The following is a 12494-nucleotide window of genomic DNA, read 5'->3' on the forward strand; positions in this document are numbered from 1 at the left end:
CCCGCCCGGCTCAGCCCCACCCGCCCCGCCTCAGCCCCGCTTCTTCTTCCGCTTCAGCAGCAGCTTCGGCAGACCCGCCGGGATCGGCCTGCGGGTCGTCGCGGGGGAGGCCAGGGGCGCCGCGGCCAGCGAGCCCTCGGGCAGCCGGCCGGCCACCGCCACCGGCTCCAGCCGCAGCAGCCGGCACTCCCGGGCCCAGCGCTCCGTCATCCCCTCCGAGTCGGGGGCGTTCAGCCGCTTGCCCTTCAGCTCGGCGACGGCGCTCTCCCACGGCCCGCTGCCGGGCGCGAGCTCCCGTACCGCCGCGGTCCAGGCCACGAGCCGGCCGCCCTTGTCCTTGCTGCGTACCGTCACCTCGGCGGCGCCGCCGTCGGCGAGCCCGGGGAAGGGCTGCTCGCCGGGGCCGTCACCGAGCACGTGCGCGGCACCGTCCACCCACGCGTGCCACAGGGCCCGGTCGGCGCCGGCGCCGCGGACCCAGATCAGGCCGGACTTCTTGGAGGCCTCCTCGACGAGGGCCAGGTCGAGTGCGCTGAGAGTCATGCGCACAGCGTAGGGCGTGCGCTCCCGCCCGCTACAGCCAGCCGTTGCGCCGCAGGGCCCGGTGGATGGTGAGGCAGCTGCCGACGATCGCCGCCATCACCAGCGGATAGCCGTAGCGCCAGTGCAGCTCCGGCATGTGGTCGAAGTTCATCCCGTACACGCCGCAGATCATCGTGGGGACGGCGATGATCGCCGCCCAGGAGGTGATCTTGCGCATGTCCTCGTTCTGGGCGACGGAGGCCTGGGCCAGGTTCGCCTGGAGGATGGAGTTCAGCAGCTCGTCGAAGCCGATGACCTGCTCGTGCACCCGGGCGAGGTGGTCGGCGACGTCGCGGAAGTACTTCTGGATGTCCGGGTCCACCAGCCGCATGGGCCGCTCGCTCAGCAGCTCCATCGGCCGCAGCAGCGGGGAGACCGCCCGCTTGAACTCCAGCACCTCCCGCTTGAGCTGGTAGATGCGGCCCGCGTCGCCGCCCCGGGCGACCCCCTTGGCGGGGGCGGCGAACACCGCGCTCTCCACCTCGTCGATGTCGTCCTGCACCGCCGACGCGACGGCGATGTAGCCGTCCACCACGTGGTCGGCGATCGAGTGCAGCACCGCCGACGGGCCCCGGGCGAGGAGCTGCGGGTCGTCCTGGAGGCGGTGGCGCAGGGTCCGCAGGGAGCCCTGGCCGCCGTGCCGGACCGTGATCACGAAGTCGGGGCCCGTGAAGCACATCACCTCGCCGGTCTCCACCACCTCGCTGGTGGCGGTCAGTTCGGCGTGCTCCACGTAGTGGATCGTCTTGAAGACCGTGAACAGGGTCTCGTCGTAGCGCTCCAGCTTCGGCCGCTGGTGCGCGTGCACCGCGTCCTCCACGGCCAGCGGGTGCAGCCCGAAGGTGGCGGCGATCCCGGCGAACTCGGCCTCGGTGGGCTCGTGCAGACCGATCCAGGCGAACCCGCCGTCCTCCCGGACCCGGCGCAGCGCCTCACGGGGCGTCAGGCAGTCGCCCTGCGCCCGCCGGCCGTCGCGGTAGACGGCGCAGTCCACCACCGCGCTGCTCGCGGAGGGGTCGCGGGTGGTGTCGTAGCCGGGCAGGACGGGAGTGGACTTGCGCAGTGCCGGACGGACGGCGGCACGGAGGTAGGGCAGCATCGACATGGCAGGCTCCTTCTCGCGCACGGCTGCGGACCGCACGGGTGGGAGGCCCTCCGGCGGCGGGCACGCGGGCCCGTGCGGACGGAGGGAAACAGGACGGGAGGACAAAGTTCTGCCGTCGCTCTTCTGCTGATCAGAAGATCAAAGGGGGCTGGAGCCGCCCTGGAAAGTCGCCGAAGAGCGATTGGTACTGCACGATCGACTTCGATCCATCGCAGCCCCACCTCCTCCGGCCGGTCCCCCGTGGGGGACGTCCTGTCGCCGGAGCCCTGAACCATGCTTCTGCACGCGGCCCCGACCAGCTGTCAACACTATCAGCCGACGGATGGTCAAACGCCGGTCTTTACCCGCCGGATAGGAGTTCTATGCTCCCTCCATGGCAGAAATTCCGGCCCTCGTCGAAGCCCGGCTGCGCAGCGCGTTCGGCGAACCCGACGCCCGCGCCGCCGTCACCTTCCTGGGCACCGACCGCATCGAGGTCCTCCGCTTCACCGAGGGCGACCTCGTGCGGTACGCGACCCTCGGCATGTCCGCGCACCCCATGACCGACCCCACCGCCGTGGTCGCCGACCCGGTGCGCGGGCCGCGCGCCGAGCTGGTGCTGACGGTACGGGCGGGGCTCGCGCCCACCGACAAGGTGCTGCGGCCCCTCGCGGTGCTGGCGGCCTCGCCGGTGGTCGAGGGGCTGGTCGTGGCCCCCGGCGCCTCCCTCGACGTGGGCGAACCGCTGTGGGAGGGGGCACCGTTCACCTCGGTCCTCGTCGCGGAGCCGGGCGGACTGGTCGAGGACCTGGAACTGGACGAGCCGATGGACCCCGTCCGCTTCCTGCCGCTGCTGCCGATGACGGCGAACGAGGCCGCCTGGAAGAGGGTGCACGGCGCGGCCGCCCTCCAGGAGCGCTGGCTCGCGCGCGGCACGGATCTGCGGGACCCTCTGCGTACGGCCGTCGCACTGGACTGAGCCTGGACCGAGCGCGGCACCTGCGGGCACGCATGCCATCCGGACGGGTGATCGCGTCTTGACGGGGCGCCGGGCGGGGAGGAGCGTGCTTCCTATGAGGGGCGAACCGAGTTGCCCGAAGTGTGGTGGCCGGGTCCGCGCGCCCGGTCTCTTCTCCGACTCCTGGCAGTGCGCCGTGCACGGCCCCGTCCACCCGCTGCAGCCCGTCATCCCGCCCAGCGTGGAGGGCCTGGGCGTGGTGGCGAACCGGTCCAAGGTGCCGGTGTGGATGCCCTGGCCGCTGCCGGTGGGCTGGCTGTTCACCGGGGTGGCGTCCGCCGGTGACGACCGGACCGGCGGCCGGGCCACGGTCGTGGCCTGCACCGGCCCCGGCCCGCTGGGCGGCCTGGGCGAGCTGCTGCTGGTCTCCGAGGAACTCGGCGTCGGCCTCGGCGCCCGCTTCGCGGGCATCGACGGCCCCGACCCCGGCACGGGCCTCGACGTCTCGGGCCCCCCGCACGCCAAGGTCGTCGCCGACGGCAGGCCGACCCCGCTGTGGCACGTGTCGGGCGTCCCGGAGGACCGCGCCGTCTTCGCGGGCGAGGCCCGGGGCCTGTGGCTGTGGGCCATCGTCTGGCCGGAACAGTCGGGTCTCCTCATGTACGACGAACTGGTCCTGGCCGACCTCCGCGACGCGGGGGCGGAGGTGGAACTGGTCCCGTGCGGCGCACTGAGCCCCCGGATCCTGGGGCCATGAGGCGGGCCATCGCCCCCTCGAGGGGTGGGGGCCGGGCGGCGCCTGCCCACCCACCTCGCGGCGGGACCTGACCTGGCCGGAACGAGACAGCGGACCGGTACCGGAGAGGGCGGGGCCAGAGCCGGGCGGTCTCAGGGATGGGTTGGGGCTTTCCCGTCAGTCTCATCGTCCTTCCGCGTCGGGCCGCCCTGTCAAGGGCGCTCCTTCGTCGCGTCGCTTCGCGATCGCCTGCGGCGACCCTTGACAGGCCGTCCCGCCGCGCAATGCCGAAGACTGCCGGGAAACCCCCAAAGGAACGGGACGGACGTATCTGAGACATCCGGCGGCATCAGCGACCAGCCGGGGAGGTCGGGGGCCGCCTCGCCAAGCATCCGGGCCGCCAGGATTGCCATCCGGGGCCGCGATCCGCGACAGATCGCTACGCGCTCCTCCCGTCTCAGCGTCTACCAGCCGCCTGGGGTCGCTGCCCGCAGGGAAGGACGACGGATTCGGCATCCGGGGCCGGTGGGCGCCACAAATCGCTACGCGCTCCCCTCTTTTCGGCGTCCGCCGACCGCATGGGGCTGCTGCCTGCACGAAATGCTGATGAGAAGGCCATCGGGCGACCTCAGGCGCGTCAGATCGCTACGCGCTCCTCATTTCTCGGCGGCTGATGGCCGTCTTGGGCCGGGATGCTCTGCGGATCGGCTTTTGGTGCCGTCACCAGCCCCAGACGGCCGTCGGACGCCGGAATTCGAGGAGCGCGTAGCGATCTGGCGCGCCCCAGAGCCCGGATGCCGCTCTGTTCGTCATTTGGTGCAGGTATCAGCCCAATACGGCCGCCGGACGCCGGAATTCGAGGAGCGCGTAGCGATCTGGCGCGCCTGGCGGCTTCGGATGCCAATTCCGTCGGCTTTTGGTGCGGGCAGCGGCCCCAGACGGGTCGCGGACGCCGAAATCAGAGGAGCGCGTAGCGATTTGATGCGCCCACCGGCCCCGAATGCCACTCCCATCATCCTTTGGTGCGGGCAGCGGCCCCAGGCGGTCGTCGGACGCTGAGAAATGAGGAGCGCGTAGCGATCTGTCGCGAATCGCGGCCCCGTTTGACACTCCTGGCGGCCCGGATGCTTGGCGAGGCGGCCCCCGACGACCCCGAAGGGTCGCTGATCCCGCGTATGTCCATCGATGGACCGTGCCGTCCTTTTGGGGGTTTCCCGGCAGTCTTCGGCATTGCGCGGCGGGACGGCCTGTCAAGGGTCGCCGCAGGCGATCGCGAAGCGACGCGACGAAGGAGCGCCCTTGACAGGGTGGCCCGACGCGGAAGGACGATGAGACTGACGGGAAAGCCCCAAGGCTGCTCTGAGACCGCCGAGTGTGGCCCCGCCCACCCCCGGCACCGGTCCGCTGTCCCGTTCCGACCCCGCCCCACCCCCCCCGAGCCGGGGGGCTTGCCATGGCGTGGCACGGGTACCCTGGAGTGTCCCCCTCGTCCGTTCGAACCCTGGAGCCCGGCTGTGCGCATCGACCTGCACGCCCACTCCACGGCTTCCGACGGGACCGACACCCCGGCCGAGCTGGTGCGCAATGCCGCCGCGGCCGGGCTGGACGTGGTCGCGCTGACCGACCACGACACCGTCGGGGGATACGCCGAGGCCATCGCGGCCGTGCCGCAGGGCCTCACGCTGGTCACCGGGGCCGAGTTGTCCTGCCGGCTCGACGGGGTCGGGCTGCACATGCTGGCCTACCTCTTCGACCCGCAGGAGCCCGAGCTCGCCCGTGAGCGGGAGCTCGTGCGTGACGACCGCACCCCGCGCGCCCAGGCCATGATCGGCAAGCTCCAGGAGCTCGGTGTCGGTGTGACCTGGGAGCAGGTGGCCCGGATCGCCGGGAACGGCTCCGTCGGGCGGCCGCACATCGCGACCGCCATGGTTGAGCTGGGGGTCGTCCCCACCGTCTCCGACGCGTTCACCGCGGACTGGCTCGCCGACGGCGGCCGCGCGTACGCCGAGAAGCACGAGCTGGACCCCTTCGACGCCATCCGCCTGGTCAAGGCGGCCGGCGGGGTCACCGTCTTCGCGCACCCCGCCGCCGTCAAGCGCGGCGTCTGCGTGCCCGAGGAGGCGATAGCCGCCCTCGCGGCCGCGGGCCTGGACGGCATCGAGGTGGACCACATGGACCACGACACCGACACCCGCGCGCGCCTGCGCGGACTGGCCGGGGACCTCGGTCTGCTGACCACCGGTTCCAGCGACTACCACGGCAGCCGCAAGACCTGCCGTCTCGGGGAGTACACCACCGACCCCGAGATCTACGGCGAGATCACGCGCCGGGCCACGGGGGCCTTCCCCGTGCCGGGCGCCGGCGGAGTCACCCGCGCCTGAGCGTCGCCGACCGCCGCTGAGGCAGCGGTCGCCGGGCCCGTGTGCGCCCTTCCCTCTCGCCCCTTTTCGTAACACCCCTCTATGCAAGGCATCACTGTGTTCGACTTCGCCGTCTTCGGATCCCTTTTTCTCACGCTTTTTGTGATTATGGACCCGCCGGGCATCACTCCGATCTTCCTCGCGCTGACCTCGGGACGCCCGGCCAAGGTGCAGCGCCGTATGGCCTGGCAGGCCGTCTGCGTCGCCTTCGGCGTGATCGCCACCTTCGGCATCTGCGGCCAGCAGATCCTGGACTACCTGCACGTCTCCGTCCCGGCGCTGATGATCGCCGGTGGTCTGCTGCTCCTGCTCATCGCGCTCGACCTGCTCACGGGCAAGACGGACGAGCCCAAGCAGACGAAGGACGTCAACGTCGCCCTGGTCCCGCTGGGCATGCCGCTGCTGGCCGGTCCCGGTGCGATCGTCTCCGTGATCCTGGCCGTGCAGAAGGCCGACGGGTTCGGCGGGCAGCTCTCGGTGTGGACCGCGATCGCCGCGATGCACGTGGTGCTGTGGCTGACCATGCGCTACTCGCTGGTGATCATCCGCATCATCAAGGACGGCGGTGTCGTCCTGGTCACCCGCCTCGCCGGCATGATGCTCTCGGCCATCGCCGTCCAGCAGATCATCAACGGCGTCCTCCAGGTCGTCCACGGAGCCTGACCCGCCGCCGCACATGCGAACGCCCCCGTACCGGATCGGTACGGGGGCGTTTCGGAAGCATCAGGAGGACGCACTCTCGGCCGGTCGGATCAGGATGCGCTGGCCGATGGCGGCCGCCTGCTGCACGATCCGGTTGACGGAGGCCGCGTCCACGACGGTGCTGTCCACGGCGGTTCCGTCGACATCGTCCAGGCGCAGAATCTCGAAGCGCACGGCTTCTCCCTTCGTCGGTGTTCTCCTTGCACAGGGGTCAACCAGGCGCCCTTCGGAAACATTCCCTACGCTAAGGAAATTTTTTCCTTAGCTAACTACTGCGTGGTCAAGGATCGCCAGAAGGCCGCTAGAGAAGCCGCCGTGACCTGCGGATTCTCCGCGTTGGGGGAGTGTTCGGCCCCTTCGACGACCACCCGCGAAGCGCCCAGCCGGACGGCCATCTCGTCCATCAGGGGGACCGGCCAGGCGTAGTCCACCACCCCCGACAGGACCAGCTTCGGCAGCGGGACCGCCGCCAGCTCCGCCACCCGGTCCGGCTCCGAGACCAGGACCCGGCCGGTGGTGATCAGCTGCTCCGGGACGGTGGCCAGCCAGCGGTCGCGCAGGAACGCGGCCAGCTCGGGGGAGTCGGGAACGGCGTCGGCCGGGTCCTGGGCCCGCATGGCCTCCCAGATGGCGGGCATGTCGTCACGCATCGCCTCCAGTGCCGCCACCAGGAGCTTGGTGCGCGCCTGCTGCTCCTCCGTGATCGCGGCGGGGCCGCTGCTCATCAGGGTGAGGGAGGCGAAGGGGGAGGCGTCGCGCAGGACGGCGGCGCGGGAGACGAGGCCGCCCAGGGAGTGGCCGACCAGGTGGAGGGGGCCGCGGGCGTCCAGGGCCCGGGCCTGGGCCAGGAGGTCGAGGGCCAGCTCGTGGAGCTCGTACGCGGACTCCTCGCGCGGGCCGGGGCTCTCGTGCTGACCGCGCCCGTCGACGGCGACCGCCCGGAACCCGGCGGCGGCCAGGGGCTCCAGCAGGGCGATGAAGTCCTCCTTGCTGCCCGTGAACCCGGGGACCAGCAGGGCGGTGCCGTGCACGGGCTCGCCCGCCTCGTGCACGGCGAACTCGCCGCGCGAGGTGGTCAGGCGGTACGCGCGGGCGGCGGGGGGCAGGGTGAGGCGCGGCGGCTTGCTCATGGCCCGAGGCTACCGGCCCGTAGGCCCGCATACGAGGACGGCCCCGGCCCCCTGGGAAGGGGTGCCGGGGCCGTCCTCGTACGCGTGGTGCCTAGCGGAAGCGGCGGGTCGTGCGGACCGGCTCGCTCGGCGGGGCGATCTGGAACTGCGGCTCGGAGGCCGGGGCGACCACCTTGCGGGTCCGGCGGCGCGGGGCCGCGGGAGCCTCGTCCACGATCACCACGTCCGGGATCGGGGTCGGCGCGGCCTTGCGGGTCGGAACCCGGCGCGGCCGGACCGGAGCATCGGCGACCGGAGCATCGGCGACCGGGGCGACGGCCGCGGGGGCCTCCGCCACCGGGGCCTCCGCGACGGCGGCCTTGCGGGTCCGGGTGCGCTTCGGCTGCGCCGGAACCTCCTCGGCCACGACGGCCTCCACGACCGGGGCCTCCGCGACGGCGGCCTTGCGGGTCCGGGTGCGCTTCGGCTGCGCCGGAGCCTCCTCGGCCACGACCGGGGCCTCCGCGACGGGAGCTTCCACGACCGGCGCCTCGGCGACGGCCTTGCGGGTCCGGGTACGGCGCTGCTGGACCACCGGCGCCTCCTCGGCCACGACCGGCGCCTCGGCCAGGGGGGCCTCGACGACCGGCGCCGCCACGAGCGGGGCCTCGGCCTCGTTCACCGCGGCGACGGCCGCGGCCGTCAGCCGGGTGCGGCGGCGGCGCGGGCGGCGCGCCTCGTCGGCAGGCGCCTCGGCGGCCGGGGACGCCACGGCGGCGGCCTCGACCTCGGCGCCCAGCTCCGACCCACCGCGGGTGCGGCGGCGCTGGCGCGGCGTACGGGTCCGGGCGGGACGCTCCTCGGCCGGAGCGGCGGCGGCGCGGCCGCCACGGCCACCGCGTCCGCCGGTCTCGCCCAGGTCCTCCAGCTCCTCGGCCTTCAGGCCGGCCCGCGTGCGCTCGGCGCGCGGCAGGATGCCCTTGGTGCCGGCCGGGATGCCCAGCTCCTCGAAGAGGTGCGGCGAGGTGGAGTACGTCTCGACCGGGTCGTGGAAGTCCAGCTCCAGCGCCTTGTTGATCAGCTGCCAGCGCGGGATGTCGTCCCAGTCGACCAGGGTGACGGCAGTGCCCTTGTTGCCCGCGCGGCCGGTGCGGCCCACGCGGTGCAGGAAGGTCTTCTCGTCCTCCGGCGTCTGGTAGTTGATGACGTGCGTGACGCCCTCGACGTCGATGCCGCGCGCGGCGACGTCGGTGCACACCAGCACGTCGACCTTGCCGTTGCGGAAGGCGCGCAGCGCCTGCTCGCGGGCGCCCTGGCCCAGGTCGCCGTGGACGGCGCCGGAGGCGAAGCCGCGCCGCTCCAGCTGCTCGGCGATGTCGGCGGCCGTGCGCTTGGTACGGCAGAAGATCATCGCGAGCCCGCGGCCGTCGGCCTGGAGGATGCGGGAGACGAGCTCCGGCTTGTCCATGTTGTGCGCGCGGAAGACGTGCTGCTTGATGTTGGCGACGGTCGCGCCCTCGCCGTCCTCGGAGACGGCGCGGATGTGCGTCGGCTGCGACATGTAGCGGCGGGCGAGGCCGATGACGGCGCCCGGCATGGTCGCCGAGAACAGCATCGTCTGGCGCTTGGCCGGCAGCAGGTTCATGATCTTCTCGACGTCGGGCAGGAAGCCCAGGTCGAGCATCTCGTCGGCCTCGTCCAGGACGAGGGCCTTGACGCGGGACAGGTCGAGCTTCTTCTGCCCGGCCAGGTCCAGCAGGCGGCCCGGGGTGCCGACGATCACGTCGACGCCCTTCTGGAGCGCCTCGACCTGGGGCTCGTACGCGCGGCCGCCGTATATGGCGAGGACGCGGACGTTGCGGACCTTGCCCGCGGTGAGCAGGTCGTTGGTGACCTGGGTGCACAGCTCGCGGGTGGGAACCACCACAAGCGCCTGCGGTGCGTCGGTCAGCTGCTCGGGCGTGGCCCGGCCGGCCTCGACGTCCGCGGGGACGACGACCCGCTCCAGCAGCGGAAGGCCGAAACCGAGCGTCTTGCCGGTTCCGGTCTTCGCCTGGCCGATGACGTCCGTGCCGGAGAGGGCGACGGGGAGGGTCATCTCCTGGATCGGGAAGGGGGACACGATGCCGACGGCTTCCAGGGCCTCGGCGGTCTCGGGGAAGATCCCGAGTTCTCGGAACGTAGTCAGGGTGCTGCCTCTTCTGTGAGACGCGGCGCGAGGCGGCGAGGGGGGTCCTACCGTGCCGGGCTTGCGGTACTGCGCCCACCCGGGGTTCGGGCGGGTCGTACGAAGCTGCGCGGGACCACTGCCATCGCTCAGGCTCTCGTGCCGCTGAGGGGGCCCCTCGTGGAGGCGGTACGCATGTGCGCACTGCCCGCGCCGAGGGCGGTCGGGTGGAGCCGATCGGGCCACCGACCGGGCATCCTCATTCGGATGGCCCGCCGAGTATTCGGCAGGCGCATTACCACTGTACCCCGGAATCGCGCAGGTGTGTCGGGTGAATTCACCAGGTAAGCGGGTTTACACGGAGCGGGAGCATGGTGGAGTGGTGACTTGTCCCGCCTTTCGGCGGGCTATTGTGCGGAGCATGTCGACCGTTGAAAACGCATCTCCCGCCGACGAGAACGCCCAGGCCGGGGCGCAGGGCATCGCCGCCCAGGACTGGGCGACCGCCTCCGCCTCCCCGCAGTACCGGGCCGCCGTCGTGGACCTCCTCGGCGCGCTGGCGTACGGGGAGCTCGCGGCCTTCGAGCGCCTGGCGGAGGACGCGAAGCTCGCGCCCACCCTCGGCGACAAGGCCGAGCTGGCGAAGATGGCCTCCGCCGAGTTCCACCACTTCGAGCGGCTGCGCGACCGGCTCGCCGCGATCGACGCCGAGCCGACGGCCGCGATGGAGCCCTTCGCCAAGGGCGTGGACGACTTCCACCGCCAGACCGCCCCCTCCGACTGGCTGGAGGGCCTGGTCAAGGCGTACGTCGGCGACTCGATCGCCAGCGACTTCTACCGCGAGGTCGCCACCCACCTCGACACCGACACCCGCGCCCTGGTCGTCGGCGTCCTCGACGACACCGGTCACGGCGGCTTCGCCGTGGAGAAGGTGCGCGCCGCGATCGAGGCCGACCCGCGCGTCGGCGGCCGGCTCGCCCTGTGGGCGCGCCGCCTGATGGGCGAGGCCCTGTCGCAGGCCCAGCGCGTGGTCGCCGAGCGCGACGCGCTGTCCACCATGCTGGTCGGCGGTGTGGACGGGATGGCGGCCGGCTTCGACCTGGCGGCCGTCGGCGAGATGTTCACCCGGATCACCAAGGCCCACACCAAGCGCATGGCCGCCCTCGGCCTCGCGGCCTAGCGCTTGGCGCTCCGCGGTAGGTGGTCCGTCGGCGGCTGGTCGCGCGGTTCCCCGCGCCCCTGACGGGGGCGCGGGAGGACAGCGGTTCAGTCCCGCGCCCCGCCGTCCCCGGCCCCGCCGCTGTCAGCTCCGCGACGGAAGCGAAAACGGAGGGCGGCGCGGACCGCCGCCGCCCCCGGCCGCCGGACGCAGCAGCAGGGACAGCACGACGGCCGACACGCCGAGGCCGCCGAGCAGGGTCGCGAACAGCGTGTTGTGCCCCGGTCCCAGCGACATGTGCGTCAGATAGGCCCCGAACAGGGCGCCGGTCACCCCGCTGACCAGCACCGTTCTGGTGGAGGGCAGTCGTTTGGCGAGCACCCGCACGGCCACGCCCGCGAGGGCGAGGCCCAGCAGACCGGAGCCGACGGCCTCCATCAGCATCATCTGGTCACTCCCCTACGTCAGGGCAAACCGGGTCACTGCGGTCCTACCCGAAGCGGAAGAAGCGGAAACGGCCCGGCGGATGCATCCGCCGGGCCGATCCACTCGTACTCGAGTGCCTCAGAGAGCCCCGAAACCGACCTTGCGCTGCGCCGGCTCGCCCAGGTCGACGTACGCCAGACGGTCGGACGGCACCAGGACCTTGCGGCCCTTGACGTCGGTCAGGCTCAGCAGCGGCGCGGTGCCGGTCAGGGCCTCGGCGACGATGCCCTCCAGCTCCTCGGCGCTCAGGCCGCTCTCCAGCACGATCTCCCGGGGTGCGTGCTGCACGCCGATCTTGACCTCCACGGCTTTGTCCCTCCGACGGTCCGGTTCGCGCGATCAGCCGCGCCGTACCCGGTCCACATTAGCCCGGTGAGGGGACACGATCGGCTCGCGGCGGACACGCTCGCAGCGAACAACGGCCGGTCAGGCCTCCGTGCCGTGCAACGGGAAACCGGCAATGCCGCGCCAGGCGAGCGAGGTCAGCAGACCCACCGCCGTGTCCCGGGCGACCGGGCTCTCGCTCGACAGCCAGTACCGGGCCACGACCTGCGAGACCCCGCCCAGGCCCACGGCCAGCAGCATCGACTCGTCCTTCGACAGCCCCGTGTCCTCGGCGATCACGTCCGAGATGGCCTCCGCGCACTGCAGCGACACCCGGTCGACGCGCTCGCGCACCGCCGGCTCGTTCGTCAGGTCCGACTCGAACACCAGCCGGAACGCGCCACCCTCGTCCTCCACGTACGCGAAGTAGGCGTCCATCGTCGCCGCCACGCGCAGCTTGTTGTCACTGGTGGACTCCAGCGCCCCGCGCACCGCCTGCAGCAGGTTCTCGCAGTGCTGGTCCAGCAGCGCCAGGTAGAGGTCGAGCTTGCCGGGGAAGTGCTGATACAGCACCGGCTTGCTGACGCCCGCCCGCTCCGCGATGTCGTCCATCGCCGCGGCGTGGTAACCCTGCGCGACGAACACCTCCTGGGCAGCGCCCAGCAACTGGTTGCGCCGGGCACGGCGCGGCAGCCGCGTACCCCGCGGACGCGCTGCCTCGGTCTGCTCGATGGCTGTCACGCCGCCTCCCACTTTCTCTAAGAACA

General features: G+C 72.4%; 13 protein-coding genes. 5 read left to right on the forward strand and 8 right to left on the reverse strand.

From position 1 onward, the window contains the following. Positions 1-30: 30 nt before the first annotated feature. Both BX286_RS24180 and BX286_RS24185 read right to left on the reverse strand, forming a co-directional pair. On the reverse strand, positions 31-543 hold the full coding sequence (locus BX286_RS24180) for a hypothetical protein (protein WP_079429647.1): 513 nt from the start codon (positions 541-543) through the stop codon (positions 31-33). Positions 544-574: 31 nt separating this feature from the next. After that, positions 575-1687 carry a magnesium and cobalt transport protein CorA gene (locus tag BX286_RS24185; protein ID WP_079429648.1) on the reverse strand — a complete coding sequence of 371 codons (1113 nt, stop codon included), beginning with the start codon at positions 1685-1687 and terminating at the stop codon, positions 575-577. A gap of 373 nt (positions 1688-2060) precedes the next feature. Between BX286_RS24185 and BX286_RS24190 the strand changes: the two genes are divergently transcribed. The 4 genes from BX286_RS24190 to BX286_RS24210 all read left to right on the forward strand — a co-directional run bounded on the left by BX286_RS24190 (position 2061) and on the right by BX286_RS24210 (position 6443). After that, complete coding sequence (locus tag BX286_RS24190; RefSeq protein ID WP_079429649.1) at positions 2061-2645, forward strand: suppressor of fused domain protein; 585 nt, start codon at positions 2061-2063, stop codon at positions 2643-2645. A 94-nt stretch (positions 2646-2739) separates the two neighbouring features. Continuing rightward, complete coding sequence (locus BX286_RS24195; protein ID WP_079429650.1) at positions 2740-3381, forward strand: DUF6758 family protein; 642 nt, start codon at positions 2740-2742, stop codon at positions 3379-3381. A gap of 1493 nt (positions 3382-4874) precedes the next feature. Further along, complete coding sequence (locus BX286_RS24205) at positions 4875-5741, forward strand: PHP domain-containing protein (protein ID WP_079429652.1); 867 nt, start codon at positions 4875-4877, stop codon at positions 5739-5741. Between the two features lie 96 nt (positions 5742-5837). Then, positions 5838-6443, forward strand: a complete 606-nt coding sequence (locus BX286_RS24210) for a MarC family protein (protein ID WP_079429653.1) — start codon at positions 5838-5840, stop codon at positions 6441-6443. A gap of 60 nt (positions 6444-6503) precedes the next feature. Here BX286_RS24210 and BX286_RS36710 read toward each other — a convergent pair whose 3' ends face one another. The 3 genes from BX286_RS36710 to BX286_RS24220 form a co-directional block, all read right to left on the reverse strand. After that, positions 6504-6656 carry a hypothetical protein gene (locus BX286_RS36710; protein WP_007266367.1) on the reverse strand — a complete coding sequence of 51 codons (153 nt, stop codon included), beginning with the start codon at positions 6654-6656 and terminating at the stop codon, positions 6504-6506. A gap of 95 nt (positions 6657-6751) precedes the next feature. After that, entirely contained in the window at positions 6752-7612 is an 861-nt protein-coding gene (locus tag BX286_RS24215; RefSeq protein WP_121016292.1) for an alpha/beta fold hydrolase, read from the reverse strand. A gap of 91 nt (positions 7613-7703) precedes the next feature. Beyond that, the gene (locus BX286_RS24220) at positions 7704-9713 is read right to left on the reverse strand and encodes a DEAD/DEAH box helicase (RefSeq protein WP_121016294.1); all 2010 of its coding nucleotides are present in this window, start codon (positions 9711-9713) and stop codon (positions 7704-7706) included. 466 nt (positions 9714-10179) lie between these two features. On the opposite strand from BX286_RS24220, the gene BX286_RS24225 reads away from it, so the two are divergent. Beyond that, positions 10180-10938: a ferritin-like fold-containing protein gene (locus BX286_RS24225; protein WP_079429655.1), complete on the forward strand. Its 759-nt coding sequence runs from the start codon at positions 10180-10182 to the stop codon at positions 10936-10938. A 123-nt stretch (positions 10939-11061) separates the two neighbouring features. Here BX286_RS24225 and BX286_RS24230 read toward each other — a convergent pair whose 3' ends face one another. The 3 genes from BX286_RS24230 to BX286_RS24240 all read right to left on the reverse strand — a co-directional run bounded on the left by BX286_RS24230 (position 11062) and on the right by BX286_RS24240 (position 12468). Beyond that, positions 11062-11364, reverse strand: coding sequence for a hypothetical protein (locus BX286_RS24230; RefSeq protein ID WP_398898802.1), 303 nt, complete (start codon positions 11362-11364; stop codon positions 11062-11064). A 117-nt stretch (positions 11365-11481) separates the two neighbouring features. After that, positions 11482-11709, reverse strand: coding sequence for a DUF3107 domain-containing protein (locus tag BX286_RS24235; protein WP_079429656.1), 228 nt, complete (start codon positions 11707-11709; stop codon positions 11482-11484). Between the two features lie 120 nt (positions 11710-11829). After that, positions 11830-12468: a TetR/AcrR family transcriptional regulator gene (locus tag BX286_RS24240; RefSeq protein WP_007266374.1), complete on the reverse strand. Its 639-nt coding sequence runs from the start codon at positions 12466-12468 to the stop codon at positions 11830-11832. Positions 12469-12494: the final 26 nt, after the last annotated feature.

The sequence above is a fragment of the Streptomyces sp. 3211.6 genome (assembly GCF_003634815.1).
In the GTDB taxonomy this organism is placed as follows: Bacteria; Actinomycetota; Actinomycetes; order Streptomycetales; family Streptomycetaceae; genus Streptomyces; species Streptomyces katrae_A.

Coding starts and splice junctions, on each gene's coding strand:
- BX286_RS24185 (WP_079429648.1), bottom strand. CDS start 1,687: ATGTCGATGCTGCCCTACCTCCGTGCCGCCGTCCGTCCGGCACTGCGC.
- BX286_RS24225 (WP_079429655.1), top strand. CDS start 10,180: ATGTCGACCGTTGAAAACGCATCTCCCGCCGACGAGAACGCCCAGGCC.
- BX286_RS24190 (WP_079429649.1), top strand. CDS start 2,061: ATGGCAGAAATTCCGGCCCTCGTCGAAGCCCGGCTGCGCAGCGCGTTC.
- BX286_RS24195 (WP_079429650.1), top strand. CDS start 2,740: ATGAGGGGCGAACCGAGTTGCCCGAAGTGTGGTGGCCGGGTCCGCGCG.
- BX286_RS24230 (WP_398898802.1), bottom strand. CDS start 11,364: ATGATGCTGATGGAGGCCGTCGGCTCCGGTCTGCTGGGCCTCGCCCTC.
- BX286_RS24180 (WP_079429647.1), bottom strand. CDS start 543: ATGACTCTCAGCGCACTCGACCTGGCCCTCGTCGAGGAGGCCTCCAAG.
- BX286_RS24215 (WP_121016292.1), bottom strand. CDS start 7,612: ATGAGCAAGCCGCCGCGCCTCACCCTGCCCCCCGCCGCCCGCGCGTAC.